Origin of the sequence: Pedosphaera parvula Ellin514, from assembly GCF_000172555.1 — a bacterium.
Lineage (GTDB): Bacteria > Verrucomicrobiota > Verrucomicrobiia > Limisphaerales > Pedosphaeraceae > Pedosphaera.
The window spans coordinates 37,244-57,024 of record NZ_ABOX02000007.1 but is presented as its reverse complement, the minus strand read 5'-3'; the positions used below and the strand labels follow the sequence as shown (position 1 = coordinate 57,024).

The 19,781-nt window shown below is 53.7% G+C and carries 11 protein-coding genes; 7 read left to right on the top strand and 4 right to left on the bottom strand.

Features of this window, described 5'->3' with window-relative positions; all coding sequences use genetic code 11:
* Positions 1-7 precede the first annotated feature (7 nt).
* Entirely contained in the window at positions 8-5,434 is a 5,427-nt protein-coding gene (locus CFLAV_RS07275; RefSeq protein WP_007414014.1) for a beta strand repeat-containing protein, read from the top strand.
* A 129-nt stretch (positions 5,435-5,563) separates the two neighbouring features.
* Here CFLAV_RS07275 and CFLAV_RS07270 read toward each other — a convergent pair whose 3' ends face one another.
* Complete coding sequence (locus CFLAV_RS07270; protein ID WP_007414013.1) at positions 5,564-6,982, bottom strand: FAD/NAD(P)-binding protein; 1,419 nt, start codon at positions 6,980-6,982, stop codon at positions 5,564-5,566.
* A 349-nt stretch (positions 6,983-7,331) separates the two neighbouring features.
* Positions 7,332-8,438 (bottom strand): DUF3500 domain-containing protein, encoded by a 1,107-nt coding sequence (locus CFLAV_RS07265; protein WP_007414012.1) that lies wholly within the window; start codon positions 8,436-8,438, stop codon positions 7,332-7,334.
* Positions 8,439-8,637: 199 nt separating this feature from the next.
* On the opposite strand from CFLAV_RS07265, the gene CFLAV_RS07260 reads away from it, so the two are divergent.
* Positions 8,638-10,374, top strand: coding sequence for an RNA polymerase sigma factor (locus CFLAV_RS07260; protein WP_083808797.1), 1,737 nt, complete (start codon positions 8,638-8,640; stop codon positions 10,372-10,374).
* 2 nt (positions 10,375-10,376) lie between these two features.
* On the opposite strand, the gene CFLAV_RS07255 is transcribed toward CFLAV_RS07260, so the two are convergent.
* Positions 10,377-11,984 carry an SDR family oxidoreductase gene (locus CFLAV_RS07255; RefSeq protein WP_007414010.1) on the bottom strand — a complete coding sequence of 536 codons (1,608 nt, stop codon included), beginning with the start codon at positions 11,982-11,984 and terminating at the stop codon, positions 10,377-10,379.
* A gap of 100 nt (positions 11,985-12,084) precedes the next feature.
* On the bottom strand, positions 12,085-13,167 hold the full coding sequence (locus CFLAV_RS07250) for a DUF1573 domain-containing protein (RefSeq protein ID WP_007414009.1): 1,083 nt from the start codon (positions 13,165-13,167) through the stop codon (positions 12,085-12,087).
* 903 nt (positions 13,168-14,070) lie between these two features.
* Between CFLAV_RS07250 and CFLAV_RS07245 the strand changes: the two genes are divergently transcribed.
* The 5 genes from CFLAV_RS07245 (at position 14,071) to CFLAV_RS07220 (ending at position 19,730) form a co-directional block, all read left to right on the top strand.
* Positions 14,071-14,814 carry a glycoside hydrolase family 25 protein gene (locus CFLAV_RS07245; RefSeq protein WP_007414007.1) on the top strand — a complete coding sequence of 248 codons (744 nt, stop codon included), beginning with the start codon at positions 14,071-14,073 and terminating at the stop codon, positions 14,812-14,814.
* A 174-nt stretch (positions 14,815-14,988) separates the two neighbouring features.
* Positions 14,989-15,795, top strand: a complete 807-nt coding sequence (locus CFLAV_RS07240) for a hypothetical protein (protein WP_007414006.1) — start codon at positions 14,989-14,991, stop codon at positions 15,793-15,795.
* A 749-nt stretch (positions 15,796-16,544) separates the two neighbouring features.
* On the top strand, positions 16,545-17,303 hold the full coding sequence (locus CFLAV_RS07230; RefSeq protein WP_007414004.1) for a glycoside hydrolase family 25 protein: 759 nt from the start codon (positions 16,545-16,547) through the stop codon (positions 17,301-17,303).
* A gap of 173 nt (positions 17,304-17,476) precedes the next feature.
* Positions 17,477-18,283: a hypothetical protein gene (locus CFLAV_RS07225; RefSeq protein WP_007414003.1), complete on the top strand. Its 807-nt coding sequence runs from the start codon at positions 17,477-17,479 to the stop codon at positions 18,281-18,283.
* A 688-nt stretch (positions 18,284-18,971) separates the two neighbouring features.
* Positions 18,972-19,730 (top strand): glycoside hydrolase family 25 protein, encoded by a 759-nt coding sequence (locus CFLAV_RS07220; protein WP_007414002.1) that lies wholly within the window; start codon positions 18,972-18,974, stop codon positions 19,728-19,730.
* Positions 19,731-19,781 lie beyond the last annotated feature (51 nt).

Genomic DNA, 19,781 nt, shown 5'->3' with positions numbered 1-19,781 from the left:
AATAGCCATGAAAACTATCCGTCTCCTCACCGCCACCATTGTTGCCCTCGTTGCCACTTCTCCCGGATTGAGTGCTCGAGCGGACATCACCACCGGTCTGGTAGGCTATTGGAGTCTCGCCGATGGACCTGGCGTTTCGACCGTCACCGACTTATCCGGCAACAACAATAATGGCGCTTTGCTGAATTACAGCGACGCCACGTTCAACAATATGTGGACTAATTCCACGGACCCAAACAACGGGTGGCCATTTGGGCTGATGTTTACGAACAGTCTCGCTGGTTTTGGCACCAACACGTACGTCAATGTCGCCGATTCTCCCAGCCTGAATACGCCAACTGCAAATAAAGCATGGACACTTTCGGCCTGGGTAAATTGCAGCGTCGTTGGCACGTCTGAACCTGCGAACGCGGGCATCATTTCCAAGGGCCTTCTGAATGCGGAGGCCTATGCCTTGTACATCAACTCAGCCGGAAAATTCGAAGGCTGTTTCCACAATGTATCCCTGGGGGCCATCGAGCGAGCGGCCTCTACCACGATCCCCGCCGCCGGCACTTGGTATCATGTCACCGTAACCGTCCTGGAACCCTTGGGCACGGCAAACGCTGAGGCAATTTTGTATGTCAACGGCGTGAGGCAAAGCGGCGCCAATGCCAATACTTACACGACGGTGTATGGCACTAATCTTCCGGTAACCATTGGAGCTCGTGCTGCCGCCAACGGAACTGTTACTCTTCCATTCCAAGGCACCATCGATGAGGTGCGCATCTATAACCGGGCATTGTCGGCAACTGACGTTGCTCAGCTTTATAACAACAAAGCCTTCGCCCTCGTCAATAATGGCATTGGATCGTGGAACGGACTCGGCGGCAGCGGTGGCAATGCAACACTGGACGCCACCTCCCACAATTTCTGCACCAATGTCTATACCGCGCCGGTGGGAACAGCCGCCACGCTGCTGGATCTTTTCAACGTGGAACAAGCTGCTTCGTTTCAGCCCGGTTGCGTTTTCGCCGACACCTATTACAGCAACGGAAGACCGGTTTCAGTGGCGACAACCAATCTCACCATCGCGACGGGCGGCATCGCCATCGGAACAGCGAACGGCGCTGGAACAATGACCTTTTTAAATGCCGGAAGCACCTACACCTTGAGCAGCAGCGACGGCGTTGGCCTTAAAGATGGACCCAATCCAACCTCCATGGTGCAATCGGGCACCGGCACGGCAATCCTGACCGGTATCAACACCTTCAGCGGCGGTCTCACAATCAACTCAGGCACAGTGCAAGTGGGTAATGGTGGCACTCTCACCGGACAAGAGTTGGGCACTGCCCCAATCGTGACCGACAACGGGGCGTTTGTTTTCAATGGCAACAACAGCCTGAACTTCACTAAAACCATTTCCGGCACCGGCTCGCTCACCATCAAAGGTTCCATCACCCTGACATTGAACCCCGCCAATACTTACTCAGGGGACACGACGATCATCAATAGTACGTTGAGCGCGGGTTCCCTCAACGACTCCGCCAGCTCGCTCGGCAGTGGGGCAGTGAACTTGAACGGCGCCACGCTGCTCTACACCTCCGCTTCCAACGAGACGACGGGTCGCCAATTTAACGGCACGGCCGGTACCACTAACACGATTGACGTGCCCGGCGGCATCAACCTGGAGCTCTCCGGCCGGGTCACCAGCGGCGCGGCCTGGCTCGTGAACAAGACGGGCGCTGGCACGCTGACTTTGAGCGGCAGCGGCGATAATTCGTCCCTGGGCATGAACGTCAACGCCGGCACGGTGATCTTGAACAAGAGTGGTGGGCACGCCATTGGCAACCCCCTGAACGTGGCCGCGGGCGCCACCGTCCAGTTGGGCACCACGCCGTACGACCCTAACATTTTCAACGGCGCCTCGGCCCCGGTGACGATTAGCAGTGGCGGCGTCTTCGACGTGAACGGCCAGCCAAGCACCACCTTCAACAGGCTGATTCTCTCCGGCAACGGCATCGGCGGCACGGGAGCGCTCATCAACAGCGCGGCGAGCACAAGCCCAACGCTCACCACTCCAATTACCTTGGCTGCGGACACAACCGTTGGTGGGGCGGGTAATATGATTTTGCCTGCCATTATCGGTGGCAATGCCTCGCTGGTCTATGCTGGCTCAGGTGTGCTGCTGGTTCAGGGGATTAATGCTTATAGTGGAGCAACCATAATCAACTCCGGCACTGTCGAGGCCGCCGCCGGTGCCATTCCCGGCAATGTCGTTATCGCTGGGACGGGCGTCCTGCAAATTGACACCGTCACCTCCATGTCTTCGGTTGCGAGTCTCACTCTTCCTGGTTCGCCATCTGCGAACACGGTGAACCTTAACTTTGCTGGCACTCAAACCATTGGTCTGCTGGTTATCGGTACGACTTCCCAGCCTCCTGGAACTTACGGCGCAGTCGGCTCCGGGGCGGCAAATACCAGTGCCATTTTTACTGGCCCCGGCATTCTCAACGTCTCAGGTCAGGCGAATTGGGATCCCACACACCTGACTGCGACACCTGGCAGTGGTGGTACTGGATCTTGGGACGATACCACCCACAATTGGTTTACTGGCGGCCCGGATACCTTTTGGCCAACTGATGCAATCGCAAATTTCGCTGGAACAGCTGGCATTGTTACGCTGGCTGCGAGCGTGAACGCGGATGAGCTTGCATTCGCCACCAGCGGCTACGTCATTACCAACATGGACGGTATATCCGTCCTGACCCTGGACGGCAACAATCCGACGATTTCAGTTCCCACCGGTAATACTACTGTCGCCTGCACCATCGCCGAGTCTGGTGCGAACCCGATAATTGTAACCGGCCCAGGCACGCTGAGCCTTAGCGGGATCAATACTTACGCGGGCGGCACGGTAATCAATGGGTCAACGTTGAAAGCGAATACGATAGCCGACGCGAACTGTTCCATCGGCCCGTCCGGCCCTGTGACCATGCTGGCTGGAAGCACCTTATCCTATACTGGTGGAGGCGTGACCGGCACGTCGCGCAATGTCACCGGCAGCGGCTCCGCCACCTGTTACATTGATGTGCCCGCCGGCAGCTTGACCCTGAGCGGTCAGGTGAGAAATGGCGGCGGCAATTCCGCTCAGATATTCACTAAAACGGGCGCTGGCACGCTGGTGTTGGATGGCTCTGTAGACAACCCTTCGCTCACGATGGCCATCAATCAAGGCGTTGTGATCATCAATAAAGCCAGTGCTTCCAATGTGCATGGGCTGGGCGGTGGCGCAAGCACCGTGGGCAGTGGCGCCAAACTTCAGTTGAGCGGCACCGGTGGCTTCGATCTTTTCAGCACCTGCGTTCTGACGGTCAACAGCGGCGGCGTTCTTGATTTGAACAGCCAGAACGACAACATGAGCACTCTCACACTCTCGGGCACCGGCATCGGTGGAAGCGGGGCTTTGATTAACAGCGCCGGCGCGACTACATCCACTCTCACCAATGGCGGCAGCGGTGTCGTCCTGACCGCACCAACGACGATTGGTGGTCAGGGTAACATCACGCTGGCGAGCAAGGTTAGCGGGAGTGGAGTTCTCACCTACGCCGGCACTGGCACCTTGACCCTGACCAACGCCAACACTTTCAGCGGTGGAACAACCATTAACCCTGGCGGCACTGTGGTACTCGTCAACTCGGCCAGTTCGGGCGGCACGGGGGCCATCACTGATAACGGCACCCTGAATGTGGGCATCGTTGGCAACAACGTCATTCTGGCGAACACCATTAGTGGACCGGGAATCGTTAACATCTCGGAAACCGCCAACAACAACCTTCAACTTGGCGGTTCAATGTCCGGCTTTACCGGCACGATCAATTGCCCCGTGAGCCCCGGTGGGACGGCCAAGGCCCAGATTCTCACAACGGGAGTCGGCTTAACCAGCGCCGCCACTGTAAACATCGCCGCTGGTGGCACGCTCTATGTCGCCAATCCAGGTGTCACTATCGCCTCTGCGGTGAATATTTACGGCCTTGGAAATTCTGAGCCCCACGGTGCGTTGCGAATGGAGAATGGCGCTCTGATCAGTGGGCCGGTGACTTTGTACGGCAACACCACGATGGGTAACGGACAATCCGGCGCTGCCAAGCTCGCCACCATCAGCGGCCCCATCTCGCAATCCGGCGGGGCCTACGGCATCACCTTCACCGCAGAACCCGGCACGATCGTCCTTTCCGGCACGAACACCTACACTGGTCCAACCACCATCAGCGGGGGAGTGCTCGTTATTGGTGGAGCCGGTCAATTGGGCAGCGGCAGCTATGCAGCTTCCATCCTTAACAATGCTAACTTCAGCTACGCCAGCTCGGCCTCGCAAATCTTGTCCGGTGTTATTTCCGGGACCGGCGCACTCACCCAAAGCGGCCCCGGCCTGCTCAATTTAAGCGGAACCAATACCTATACAGGAAACACCCTCATCACCAACAGCAGCATGCTCCTGATTAGTGGATCGGGCTGTTTGGGCGTTGGCACCGCCACGAATTATGCGGGGAATATTGGTAATTATGGTTCGTTCACTTACGCGAGTTCATCGGCGCAGACCTTATCCGGAGTTATTTCGGGCACCGGCATGCTGACCCAGAGCGGTTCCGGCACGCTCACATTAAGCGGGGCAAACACCTATACTGGCGCAACACTGATTACCAACAACGCCACCCTCGCGCTCGCCACCGGCGGCTCGATCAATACCACGCCTTCGATTAGCATTGCCGCCGGAGCAACCTTCGATGTATCCGCGTACTCTTCTTATGGTTTGCCCAGCGGCGTCACCCTGGGCGCCAGCGGCACCGGAACGGTTGTTGGATCCACCGCCGCAACCATAAAAGGCGCTGCTTCCAGCGGAGCGACGATTACTCTGACTTCTCCTCTGGCGTTAATCTTCAAGCCCCAAACCTTCAATGGTGATGCCAACCATCCGGCCCTGTTTGTTTCGCAAATATCACAAGGTCAGTTGATCCTGAGTGGAAGTTCCATCACGATCAACAACTCTGGCTCCTCAGCTTTGGGGGCAGGGGTCTATAGCCTGATCCAGGCTGCTCCCGGCGCGGTCATTAGCGTTGGTACGCCCAGTGTTACAGTTACTGGTGCCGGCCTGGCGCCTGGTGCCACAGCTTCCCTCTCTGTCAACGGCTCCAGTGTGAATCTGGTTGTTTCAAGCTCTGGTCCGAAGCCAAGCATCGGCAGTGTTACGATCTCCGGCGGGAGCCTGATATTCAGTGGCAGCAACGGTTCACAGGGAGGCACCTATACGGTCCTTGCCACCACTAACGTAGCGTTGCCTCTGTCCCAGTGGACGCGCGTTGCCACCAATAGCTTCAGCCCTACGGGTAATTTCAACAGCACTAATGTAATCGGAGCGAATCCTCAACGGTACTTCTCCATTGAAATTCCTTAAGCGGCACTGAAAATTGAAAATCCACTCAAAGAGTGACTCACCACTATCTTAGGTAGTGGCAACACTCCCGTGCGGTTAAATGTTACGAAATGCAAGCGCCATCGGAAGGGATGGGATTCGCTTGAATTATTAAATGGAATATTCGAGCACGTCCTCCACGATTTCCGACGAATGGCTTCTTTCAGCGATGGTTTCAGCGATGCGAAAAGCCTGGGTACGGAGCTCGGGCACCGCAGTGCTCTCCCACAAGGTTCCCTTTAAGAGCGCCCCCATGGCAAACAGGATTTCCGAGGTGTTACCCCCGCGGTCAATGACAGAAAAACTCGGGGCGACCTTGATGCCCATGTTCATCTCATCAGGCTGAACCAGTCCATGGAAGAAAAGGTTTTTAAATAATTTGGATTCCGATGGAACATAACTTTCCTGCGGCCCCGTGCAATTAATCACGGCTCCGACTTCGATCACTCGTTTGGCGTGTTTGCCTTCCACACGGATCTTCATTTTCTCCTTGGACTCCACGCACTCACACAATCTTCCCTTGATGACTTCCAGCTGCTTCTGCGTGATTGCCTCGCGCAATTGACGGTGAATCTCCGGGGCGATGCGATGTCGCATCACATTCCATTGAGTGCGGAAACGGCGGTTGAATTGCTTTTTCTCGAACACCGAAAAATTTTGCCAGATGCGTTGTGTAAAAGGCCGAAGCTTATCCACCAGGATGGCTGGGTTAAGATTCGAGTTCAAGGTCGTCCGATAATGTTGTTTAAAAATGGAAAAAATCTTCCGGAACTCGATCGTGGCATTTTCATCATCCAAAAGCTCCGGATAGTCAAAGCCTTTGAAATGAGAAAGCGGCAGCAGCCCATTGCGCGAGACGGCAAAAATCTTTCCCTTCCATCCAAGGTCGCGCAAAGTAAGAAACGTATCCACCATCGTCAGACCAGTACCAATCAGTAATACATCCTGGTCGCTGGACGGCAGCCTGGTCTCCCAGCCAATCCATGGATTCCCAATATATTTCAGGCTTCGGACATCCAAACCGCGCAGACGAAAATCAGCGGGTGCCTGGTTTCCCACAGCCAAAACCACCTTGTCTGCCGAAACAACCCGACCCCCGGTTAGGATGACTTTTGCACGTTGATCTTTGATTAAGATGTCCCTGGCTTCATCATGGACGGTCTCCAGCTTCATCTTTTTTTCTTCGGCGAATGTGCCGAAATACCACTGGAAAAGGCAGTGGAGATAGTCTCCATATACCTTGCGGGGCACAAACTTTTCCCTCAGCTTCGGAAGCGGCTCATCCAGATACTCGGAGCGCGTGCTGAGCCATTCGACAAAATGATTGGGTTGATCCGCCAGCGCCGACATGTTACGCGCCACGACGTTGAGGAGATGACTGGAGTTCCGTGTGCTATAGGCAATTCCTCGGCACGGCAGGCGGTTGTTACTAACGATGGTGATCTGTAGCGGTGTGGCGCTCAATCTGGCCAGATTGATTGCTGTGGTGGTGCCACTGAATCCGCCGCCGATGATGACTATGCTTTTCATTCCCTAAAGGGTTAAATTTTTCGAAAAGATAGCGGCCAGAATCCTTGGATTAAAGCATATTGTTAAATTCAACTTGGAAATCTTGCGAAGGCAACTCCACAATTCTTGTCTTCTGTGTAGCAATTTTCTGCTATAGTCGCGAAAAACTCCGGGAAGCCCCAGATTCGTGATGGCCTGTCCATCACCACCCAAGCCCTATTTAATCGGGATTGGTCCTGTCAATTAGCGGTTGAAAGGCTTTTCGCACTTGGCCGTAACCACGCAGTTGAACAGAAGCAAACGGAGAGAACTGAGAGAAAGGATACACCGTTATCTCTGTTTCCTCCTGTTCACTCTGGTGTCGTTGCCTTTAGTGTTTCACTTCCTCATAATGCCTCTTCAGCACATCATCCCCGAAATCATTCGCAAAATCACGCCACACTGTATGAATGTGATTCGCGTTGTTTTGCGTGTCATCATACTCCATCAAAAACGTCGGCCCCTGCACCCGATAATAATGCCCGGCACCCAGCTCCAGCCCACCAGCCCACGCGAAGTGCACCTGGTTCCAACCCGCCTTGTCGATCTTCTTCAAATCCTCGTCCGCCACCTCCGCGCGATGCCGTTGCGCATACTCCTTCACCAGCGTCGTCAAAATCTCCCGTTGCGCCTTCGTCATCTTGCCTGCCGCCAAACCCTCCGGCTTCAATGGATCCACCTTGCGCGAATTACCCGTGATGATCTCCTTCGGGGCCGTCTCTGAAAATATCGCCACCTTGCGTTGGTCTTCATTCAGACACTTCACCAACTCGCGACCCAAATCTTCCTCGCGCCCGAGCAATCGCAAACCCTTCCGCGGCCCATCCTTCACCTCCGCCGGATTCGATCCCATGAACGTCGGCGTTGCTGATAACACCTTGTCTCCACGCACCACAAAGTTTAGCGCCAGATGATGACCCTCAACCCGCCAACCCCATGCCTCTGCGTCCGCTGCTCCTGACTTCTTTGTCGGATTCACCGAGCCTGTTTCCGCCGAAACCACATGCACTGCTGGAATCCCAAAGATCGTAAAGAAGTACAAATCCGAATCCCGCGTCGGCCCTTTGCCTTTTTCAATGGCTGCCAAAATTTCGTCCAGGCTCATGATCGTCTCCGCCTTGGCATAACCCTTTTGGCTCAACCCGCTGCTCAACAACGCATGCGCCAGCTTCTGCTGCCCCGCTGTCATCTCCTTGAACGGTAAACCCTTTCTCGGCTTCGGAATGAAATGCCAATCGAACCGCTCCTCATCCTTGAATTCGTACGTCGCCTTCTGCCGTTGCTCCGGCGTCAACGCACTCAAAAAATTATTCGCCGCCGAAGCCATCTCCTCACCCGGCGATTCCGCATAAACCCGCCCCGACAGCATTGCCGCTGATGCCGTCACAACACCAAGACACAGCACAACCCAATTCGCTTTGCACCATCTGAGATTCATACCACCTACGACACCCCAATCCACGCTGCAACGCAACAACAAACTTCCGCGCTTTGGCAGACAGGATTAACCTCTATTTCCCCGCGAGGCTGGTTCATTTCAAAGGGACGACCTCCTCACGCAACTTCCATAATTTTCGCGGACTATCTTCTGTCACTTTATCTTCAATGGTGAATGGACGAGACTGCTTTGAAAAAGAGTGGCTACCCAAAGAAATAATGTCGGATTCTGCCTTTGGTGGTCATATACCAGTGGAATGGCATTGGACGACATGGGAATTTTGCAGGAGTACGTAAGCCAAAGATCTGAAAAGGCCTTTGAGGTGCTCGTCGCCCGTCATCTCAATCTCGTTTACTCCGCCGCCATGCGTCAGGTGCGCAATCCGCATTTGGCCGAGGAAATCACCCAGGCAACTTTTATCATACTGGCTCAAAAAGCCGGCACCATTCGACAAGGAACGATTCTTCCCGGTTGGCTCCTAAAGACGGTTCGTTACGCGGCAACCGCCGAGTTGAGAACCATCTGCCGGCGAATTCAGCGCGAAAATGAGGCTCACATGGAAACCATGATCCAGCGGGAACCCGCATCGAATCCTGAGTGGGAAGAGATGGCTTCATTTTTGGATGAGGCCATATCTCAACTTTGCCAGAAAGATCGCGACGCATTGGTGTTGCGATTTTTCGAGCAAAAGCCCCTCAGGGATGTGGGAATTGCCTTGGGAGTGGATACCGATACCGCACAAAAGCGAGTTTCTCGAGCCGTGGATAAATTGCGACGGCTTTTTGCCAAACGCGGCGTGGTGCTTTCGGCTGTGGCAATAACCGCAATGATTTCGGCCAATGCTGTTCACGCCGCGCCTGCCGGGCTTCTGACTTCAGTAACTGCAGCGGCCTTCAGCGGACCAGGTCTCGCCTCCTCGCTAATAACCTTGGTGAAAGGAACCTTAAAAGTTATGGCATGGACAAAAATAAAAATCGCGGCCAGCGTCGCCGTCGCTGCAGTTGTCGCCGTGCAATGGTATCAAATTGCCAGTCAGAATCGGCAAGTCGACATATTGAGGGAGCATCAGGCAGTTAAGGTCGTGCGCGCGCCTGAAGCCAAGCCCGGCTTCAATCAAATTGAAACTCACGAATTGGAGCAACTCCGAACCGAAAAGGTCAGGCTTAACAACGAATTAAGCCAACTGCGAAAACAATTGGCACTCCAGAAGCCATTGGAAGCACAGACGGCTCCGACTCAAGCTTTGCTAAATACATCTCCGTTTTCTGAGCAAGAAGTGCTTGCCCGACGATTGGCAGAGGGAGTCGCGCAAGGTGATCCGACCGCATTGGGAAAATTGACAGAGCTTTCCGCGACCCTGCATCAAGAGTTTAATGCCAAAGTCCCGACCTTAAAAACTGACCAGGAGCGTGGCGATTTTTCCCGACAACTATTCGCACCACTGCACTCCGCGTTCGATATTTTGGGAGAAGAAGCCGCCAAAGGTAACGAAAATGCCCTCAAAGCTTTCGGTCGAGCAATTCAGATCGATTATCTAAAAGGGAATGCCATAAGCTCGATCGGCGATCTGACGGGTCATGGGCACGAAGGGCTTGTGGATCTGCTGATCGATCCGAAAAGGTTCAATATCAATATACCTCTCAGCAGCACTTTATCAGCCTTAAAACCTGCAGCGGATAGTGGGAATGAAAAGGCGATTGAAGCGATTGCTGCCGTTGCCATGGATGGCAATGCCCAACCGCTCTGGTTTTTGGCTGCAAATGGGCTGGGAAACGCAGCCGAATCAGGAAACTCAACGGCGATTGATGCGTTGATTAACCTATCAACCACCACCAATCAGAGCGTACGAAATGCCGTGGTATCCGGTCTAAAACGCGCCGCTGCAAATCAGAATGCGAAAGCCGCACAGACTCTTCGTGAGATGGGGGCGCAATAAACCTACCAATCCGTAGGCTGATAATCTTTCAAAAACTGTCCCCAGACATGTGTGCCGGTGTTGAAGCCACTAATGATCGGATCCACAATACGCGCCGCGCCGTCCACGATATCCAGCGGCGGGTGAAAGCGGTGGTCGCGGGTCTTGCGGGCCGCAATGGCTGCCGGATCTTCGTCAGAAACCCAACCGGTATCCACGCTGTTCATATGAATCCCATCCGCGTGATAATCCGCTGCTGAGGTGCGGGTCATCATATTGAGCGCGGCCTTGGCCATGTTCGTATGCGGATGCCGGGTGGTTTTGAACTTGCGATAGAACTGTCCCTCCACCGCTGACACATTGACGATGTGCTTGTCCCGTTCCGGCGTTCGGAGCATCAGCGGTTTCAATCGGGCATTAAGCAAAAATGGAGCGACGCTATTGACCAATTGTGTTTCCAGCAATTCCACCGTCGGCACCTCTGAGAGAGTAAAGCGCCAGGAATTCCGCTCGCGCAAATCAACCTGTTGTAAATCCTGATCCAGCCGGCCTTCGGGGAATAAATCTTTTTGAGCTTTCAGTTCATCCGGCAGAAGTGGCAGTTGCGAGAGGGCAGCGGCATGAGTCAGTCCGGCCACTGCTGTAAGCGGTTGATCCGTCAACGCAGCCGTGCCATCGCCTTCGGGCAACAATCGATAACCACGCAATCCCTCGTAAGCACCCAACAGTCGCTGGGCATGAACCGGAAGATCCCGTAGCGCAGCCGTTTCCTGCTCCATCATGTGACGATAGAAATCGGGCGGGCGTCGCACCGTCTGGCAGGCATTGCTGATGATAAAATCCAACCGCTCGCGTGTCGCCAGCAGGTGGCAACAAAACGCTTCAATCGAAGGAGTGTGGCGCAAATCGAGGCCGAAGATTTCCAATCGATGTCCCCACTGGGCAAAATCCGGTTCCTGCGCATATCGGGCCGCTGAGTCACGGGGAAAACGGGTGGTGACGATCAGTTGCGCTCCCGCGCGCAACAATTTGATGCCTGCCTGGTAACCGATCTTAACCCGGCCACCGGTCAACAGCGCCACGCGTCCGCTCAAGTCAGCCAGCTCAGTGCGCTTGCGATAATTCACTTCCGCGCACGGTGGGCACAACTGGTCGTAGAAATGATGAATCTGGGAATAGTCGCGTTTGCAGATGTAACAGTTTTGCGGCTCCACAACCTCGCGGAAATCCGGATCTTTCACCTCGTTCTGTTCAACGCTCGCTGGCGGCAGCGGATTGGGCGTGGTGAAAACCGGCTTGCGCCGCAATTCGCGAATGCCGGTAACTGCCAGCACTTCCTGATCACGTTCCAATTTCTCGGCTTTCCGCTGGCGTTGCTGCGCCTTGTTGAGGCGACGCCGTTCGCTAACGTCCGGCGAATAGACCCGGCCAGCAGCTTGTAACAGCCGTGCCCTGTCCTCCCTGGACATTTGGGACAGGAGAGTACGATCAGCCGAAACGGCTTCCAGTAATTCGGTCGCGGCTCGCAGTTTTTCGCTCAAGCCTTCGTTCCGGGCCGTCGATTTGTTCTCTGAAGATGTTTTAATGACAGTGATGCAGCAGTTTAGGTTCTCACGCGGCCGAATACACATATCGACCGCTCATAAAGGCGGAAACCTAACTGGCCAATGATTAATGTCAAGACACTGGAACGGGAATCGGTGATGTGCAACAAGTCAAGAATTCAGCATGTCACTGGGGCACGCTGATTGTAATCGGTATCTCCATTTTGGGAAGCGAGGCCAAAGAGGTCTCGACCGTGACTTTCCCGTTAATGAATTCCTGGGGCAATTCATCAAATTTGAGAATCATCTCGAACTTTTTTCCGGCGCCCTTGGGCGTAATTTGCACACTCAAGCCCTTGATGTTACTGGAGGCGTTTTTAAGTTCGACTTCATGACCCAGCACGGAAGTCAATTCCACCTTTTTGGTGAGAGCTTCGTCCGGATATTTTGATTTATCTTTTCCAAAATCGGGCAAGACCCAGTAAAACCTCGGTGGAACGGCGGCCAGCTCTCCCAGGATTTCACCCGACATCGACATGGTTTGAAGTGCTTGATCCGGCTGACTGCTACTCCACATTTGGATCGCGGCCTTGAACAGTGCAGGCGGACCTGGCGGACGGTGAAGAGTAACCCGGATTCGATTCGAGTTCGCTTGTTGGTTGGTGGAAGGGGCTAATGTTGCGCTGATCCATTTCTCGGAACTGGTTACCCGGTCAATTTGCAAAGGCTTATTATCTGTGCGAGTGATCATGAAGCTTCCTTGGGCTTCATCTTTTCCTGCTGGTAACACCATCACCAGTGCTTTTGGGGTGAGTTGGTAAAGCGGGGTATAGTCTATTTGCATCGTAAGCTGAACAAGCGGTGTTTTAGGATCGTTGGAACGCACACTAATGTACCTTTGCCCATTAAGTGCATGATCCAACTTGATCGTATATGTGACTTCCCCGCTTTCGCCAGGCGCAAGCGTGTCCGGCCTTACTTTTGAATCGGTACAGTCACAACTTGGCACTGGAGGTTCCACTTTTAAGGTGCCACCCCCAACGTTTTTAAATTTGAACACGCCGGTTATAGTTTCCCCGCCGGATGTTTTTCCAAGATCGACGAAATTTGTTTCAAATTGAATTTCTGGAATTCCTTTGATCAGTGAAGCAAGGCTCGAAGACCTTAGGGAAGGAGCTTCGGATTCGGCAGCTTTGAGATTACCTATCGTGCCAAGAGTACCCGCTAATGCAGCCAGGCTAAATGCTGCCATTAAGAATGGTTTTTTCATAGGAGGTTGGACAGCGTTACTGGAGCCATATTAAGCAACCAGCCAGGTGTATGCCAGCAAAATCAATCTGCGTTGGTCTCTTTTGAACGCGATGCTTGGATGAGGAGTGGGGCTATGTGGGCAACCAAATTGTTCGAGTTAATCGCATCACGGCACGAATATATAAGTCTGACGACGAATTGCAGTGTGTCCCCGATCAATAATGAATTGATGGCATTGCAACTGCCGTGACCATCAGCTTCATTCGTTTGTTGCCGCTGGCGCCTGGCGAATCACCTGCATTTACCTATGAAAACATTTCCAAAATTCTGACTTTCGACCGGCATCACATGAACATGTAGCCGCTCTTCCGATTGACAGCAGTTCTGCATTAATCTACCGTGGCCGACAGAAATTCCAACTCGTTGCGTGCAACTTACAATTTTCAATTGGAAGCGTAAAAATCACCAATTTCGGTCAATAAATTTTCCCTGGTTCGACCTGCCTGCATTCGAAAAACAGAAGAATAGAATGACTGGCAGTGCAGTTGGTTTTGGTGTCAAAAAAAATTAATGCGAGTGGGATGAGTGCCCCTTGCTCTTGAAGCTGAAGTTCTTTGTTGGATGGCCTGTGTTTTGCAGAAGCTTGGGTCGTAATCGAGAGTGATTGGCATTTGTCTTTATAAAGTGTACTGGACGTAAAAAACGGTACGCGTACATCCTGTTTCGGGGCAGTTGTGGTCTCCGCTGGAAGAGGGGACTGCACACGGTCTATGCTGCCTCATTTCCATATCATGCTTTTAGAATCTGAAACAAATCAGTTCAGAATCTGGAATCTTCCACAATCGCGGGAGCATCGGGAGATTTCAGGTATAGCAAATCGATGCTTCCGCAAGCTAGTTGACAGAAAAGTACTAAGTAAACCATGAAAACCATGATGAAATCATCACTCGCCCTGGCTGCTGCCGTGGCCATGTCCGTCGGGTTGGAAAGCGCACAAGCGAACAACCTGCTCGGCATCGACGTCTCGAGCTATCAAGGCTCACCCAACTGGACAAGCGTTGCCGGTTGCGGACCAAAGTATGCCTTCGTCAAAGCCACCGAAGGCAATTATTACCAGGACTCCGTCTACAACTCCGACATGAGCAACGGCAAGGCCGCTGGTCTGCAAATGGGCGCTTATGATTTCTGCCGCCCCGACCAGATCAGTCCTGCCACCGAGGCCAATTATTTCTGGGCCTTTGCCGGATCCAAGATCACCACTGATGGCAAGTCCCTCTATCCGATGGCGGATTTTGAGGTCTTCGGCGGCCATGTCGGCACCACCACCTACACGGCCTGGTTTAACGACTGGTCCGCTGACGTCAAGGCCAAGAAAACGACCTTCATGCATCCCGTCATCTATTGCAGCGCCGGCACTGGCGCCTGTGATCTGAATACCGGCATCACCTTGTCGGCCTGGATCGCCAACTACAATGGCGGGAATCTGTATACCGGCCATCCCTGGACCTGCTGCACCGGCTGCAATGCCTGGGCTCCTGGCACAGGTAATAACTGGACCTACTGGCAGGTGAGCTCCACGGGCGCCATTTGCGGCATCTCCGGCAACGTGGACTTGGATGCCTATCCGCTGTCCCTCGCTGAGCTGATCTCCTATCAGGGATTGTAAGTTAAGGAGCCGGGCCTGAAAGCCCGGAATTAAATCTCCTTTTCAAATGAATTCACATCCGCGCAACTTTACCAAAAGTTGCGCGGATCTTTGCGATAAAATGACACCAGTGCCGAGTGATGGCCTGTCTTTTCCTGCTCGCCTTTTCTTTGAACTTCATTATATTACCTGGCTATGAACGGAACTCCCAACTCCTCCGGTTCGCGTAATTCCCCGTCAAAAACCCAACCAGCCCGCAGTGGCGTCCTGCCGGGTGCCATCCTTTTTGCAGTTGTCATCATCGGTGTTATTCTGGCTTTCAAATCATTCACCAGCGCCCGCAAACCCGAACCGGTGTCTCCGGTGGCCTCCGTGCCGGAAGTCAAAACCCATCCGGCCCTCAAAGCGACGCCCAGTTGGGCGAATTTCCCGGCGCCATCCCCGGTGGCAGTTCCTGCCCCGGCCATGGCGGTTCAGCCGGAACCCCGCAGTCCCGCTCAACTGGTGGATGAACTGACCGAACTGAGCGGCACCCGCGGCCCGATCACGAAGGAGCAGGCGGAGCGATTCAAAGAGATTTTGGCGGAGTTGGTGCAGCAAGGCGCATCGGCCGTGCCCGCCATCCAGGATTCCCTCAATAAGAATGCCAATGCCGACTACGCCGAGATGGCCGGCGGGGATCAACTGGGTTACTCCTCCCTGCGCGCGAGTCTGATCGATACGCTCAAGCAAATCGGCGGCCCTGAAGCCCAGGCCGCCACGCTGCAGACGCTCCAGACCACGGCCGTGCCTTCCGAGGTGCTGGAGTTGGCCAAAAATCTGGAGCAGCAGTCGCCCGGTCAGTTTCGCGACCAGATCCTGAATGCGGCGCAGGAAGCGTTGGACATGGCTTCAGCCAATCAGTTGGGCACCAATGTGGAGGTGGGCCCCATCTTTCGTGTGCTGCAAATGTATGGTGACCCCGGCACTCATGGCGCTGATGCCAATGGCGCCCATCCCTGATAATATCTGATGGGCGGCCAACTCGGGGTGGTGGCTCATTTCACGCTCAGGAGAATGAATGTATTTCTTTGTAAAAGGAGATAAAACGTTTGGCGATTCATTCTTTAGTGATAGTTTGGAATTTTTGAAATCGCATTTTGTGCCTGCCTTTTTTGAACTCTTGAGAATTTTACATCAATACCCGCCACAAGTTTTACTTCTGTTGGCATTGGGTTGCCGAAAATGTTCGGATTCCCATTTTCAACTCCCAGCACAACCTCGCACAGGCTCGCTTCCTTAAATTCTCTTCCTAATTTGGATGGTTTTATCTGGTGTTACATGAATATGTAGTTTCTAAATTATTGACCGAAATTGCCGGCTGCTTTAATTTCAAAATTAATTCTACCAAGCCGTAAGGCGCATCTGTAAAGACATTCTCCTTATGCCCCTTGCTTGGGAAAAAAAGTCGCAGATGCTATCCAGAAAACCCCGGTTGCAAGACGTTTCCGTGTCGTAAACCAGACTTAATATTTTGCGGGTTGTGCGGTGAGCCGTTCCGTAAATCCATTCGCCGTTCAAACGAAATCTAGTTGACCAGTAGTTTGCACCGTTTTTTATTTCAAAAAATATGGTGGCCTCTCTTTCAAGTGTGATTTTTGATGATTTGAACTCATCGGTTCAAACGTGCAATCTCGTATCAAAGGCAGGAGCAGGGAGATTTCACGACCTCAACCAAAAGCCTCCTGCAAAAAGAGAAAGTGGAAGATACCATGAAAGCCTCACTAAAAAGCATTGTGATGAAATCATCACTCGGACTGGCTGCCGCATTGGCACTGTCCGTCGGGTCACAAAGCGCGCAGGCGAACAACCTGCTCGGCATTGACGTCTCGCACTATCAAGGTTCCCCCAACTGGACAAGCGTTGCTGGTTGCGGACCAAAGTATGCCTTCGCCAAAGCCACCGAAGGCAATTATTATCAGGACGCCAGCTACAACTCCGACATGAGCAACGGCAAGGCTGCCGGTCTGCAAATGGGCGCCTATGACTTCTGCCGCCCTGACCAGCTCAGTCCTGCCACCGAGGCCAATTATTTCTGGGCCTTTGCCGGATCCAAGATCACTACCGATGGCAAGTCCCTCTATCCGATGGCGGATTTTGAGGTCTTCGGCGGCCATGTCGGCGCCACCACCTACACCGCCTGGTTCAACGCCTGGTCCTCTGACGTCAAGGCCAAGAAAACGACCTTCATGCATCCCGTCATCTATTGCAGCGCCGGCACTGGCGCCTGCGATCTGAATACGGGCATCTACCTCTCGGCTTGGATCGCGAACTACAATGGCGGGAATCTGTATACCGGCCATCCCTGGACCTGCTGCACCGGCTGCAATGCCTGGGCTCCTGGCACAGGTAATAACTGGACCTACTGGCAGGTGAGCTCCACGGGCGCCATTTGCGGCATCTCCGGCAACTGCGACTTGGATGCTTATCCCCTCTCTCTCTCTGAGCTGATCGCCTATCAAGGGCTGTAAGCTAAGACGGAAGGTAGGGAAATCTGGAGTTAATCTCCCTTCTACATGAATTCAAATCCGCGCAACTTTGCTAAGAGTTGCGCGGATCTTTGCGATAAATTGACACCAGTGCCGAGTGATGGCATGTCTTTTCCTGCTCGCCTTTTCTTTGAACTTCATTAAATTACCTGGCTATGAACGGAACTCCCAACTCCTCCGGTTCGCGTAATTCCCCGTCAAAAACCCAACCAGCGCGCAGTGGCGTCCTGCCGGGTGCCATCCTTTTTGCAGTTGTCATCATTGGTGTTATTCTGGCTTTCAAATCATTCACCAGCGCCCCCAAACCCGAACCGCTGGCTCCGGTGGCCTCCGTGCCGGAAGTCAAAACCCATCCGGCCCTCAAAGCGACGCCCAGTTGGGCGAATTTCCCGGCGCCATCCCCGGTGGCAGTTCCTGCCCCGGCCATGGCGGTTCAGCCGGAACCCCGCAGTCCCGCTCAACTGGTGGATGAACTGACCGAACTGAGCGGCACCCGCGGCCCGATCACGAAGGAGCAGGCGGAGCGATTCAAAGAGATTTTGGCGGAGTTGGTGCAGCAAGGCGCATCGGCCGTGCCCGCCATCCAGGATTCCCTCAATAAGAATGCCAATGCCGACTACGCCGAGATGGCCGGCGGGGATCAACTGGGTTACTCCTCCCTGCGCGCGAGTCTGATCGATACGCTCAAGCAAATCGGCGGCCCTGAAGCCCAGGCCGCCACGCTGCAGACGCTCCAGACCACGGCCGTGCCTTCCGAGGTGCTGGAGTTGGCCAAAAATCTGGAGCAGCAGTCGCCCGGTCAGTTTCGCGACCAGATCCTGAATGCGGCGCAGGAAGCGTTGGACATGGCTTCAGCCAATCAGTTGGGCACCAATGTGGAGGTGGGCCCCATCTTTCGTGTGCTGCAAATGTATGGTGACCCCGGCACCCATGGCGCTGATGCCAATGGCGCCCATCCCTGATAACATCTGATGGCCGGCCAACTCGGGGTGGTGGCTCGGTCAAACGAAGCTTCGCGCTGCTGTTGCCTTGCCCGACCGATGCAGGGGCGGGCGGTTTCTCCTGTTAAATAAAGTAACCTGTATGCGGCAGGAGTAACAAGTGATGGCTTGAAAAATCAGCAGCTACAACAGTGCAAGAAAGCCCGGTGTGGCATCCGCTACACCATCACCCCACGAATTCCCGTCCCAAACTTGGAGAGTTTTTATTTAATGCTACATGAACATGTAGGTTCTAAATTATTGACCGAAATTGTCAGCTACTTTAATTTTCAACTTAATTCTACCAAGCCGTAAGGCGCATCTATAAAGACGTTCTCCTTATGCCCTTTGCTTGGAAGCATAACACTCAAAAATGTCAGCCAGAAAACTTAGGTTGCGAGACGTTTCCGTGTCATAAACCAAACTTAATATTTTGCGGGTTGTGCGGCCAGCCCTCCCGCAAGTCCATCCGCTGTTCAAACGAAAACCAGTTGACCAGTAGTTTGCACCGTTTTTTATTTCAAAAAATATGGTGGCCTCTTTTTCAAGTGTGATTTTTGATGATTTGAACTCATCGGTTCAAACGTGCAATCCCGTATCAAAGGCAGGAGCAGGGAGATTTCACGACCTCAACAAAAAGCCTCCTGCAACAAAGAAAGCAGAACAAAGAATGAAAGCCTCACTAAAAACCACTGTGATGAAATCATCACTCGCGCTGGCCGCTGCAGTGGCCATGTCCGTCGGGTCACAAAGCGCGCAGGCGAACAACCTGCTCGGCATCGACGTCTCGAGCTATCAAGGCTCACCCAACTGGACAAGCGTTGCTGGTTGCGGACCAAAGTATGCCTTCGTCAAAGCCACCGAAGGCAATTATTATCAGGACTCCGTCTACAACTCCGACATGAGCAACGGCAAGGCCGCTGGTCTGCAAATGGGCGCTTATGATTTCTGCCGCCCTGACCAGATCAGTCCTGCCACCGAGGCTAATTATTTCTGGGCCTTTGCCGGATCCAAGATCACTACCGATGGCAAGTCCCTCTATCCGATGGCGGATTTTGAGGTCTTCGGCGGCCATGTCGGCGCCACCACCTACACCGCCTGGTTTAACGCCTGGTCCGCTGACGTCAAGGCCAAGAAAACGACCTTCATGCATCCCGTCATCTATTGCAGCGCCGGCACTGGCGCCTGTGATCTGAATACCGGCATCACCTTGTCGGCCTGGATCGCCAACTACAATGGCGGGAATCTGTATACCGGCCATCCCTGGACCTGCTGCACCAGCTGCAATGCCTGGGGTCCTGGCACTGGTAATAACTGGACCTACTGGCAGGTCAGCTCCACGGGCGCCATTTGCGGCATCTCCGGCAACGTGGACCTGGATGCCTATCCTCTGTCCCTCTCTGAGCTGATCGCCTATCAAGGGCTGTAAGCCAGGGAGCCGGGCCTGAAAGTCCGGAATTAAATCTCCTTTTCAAATGAA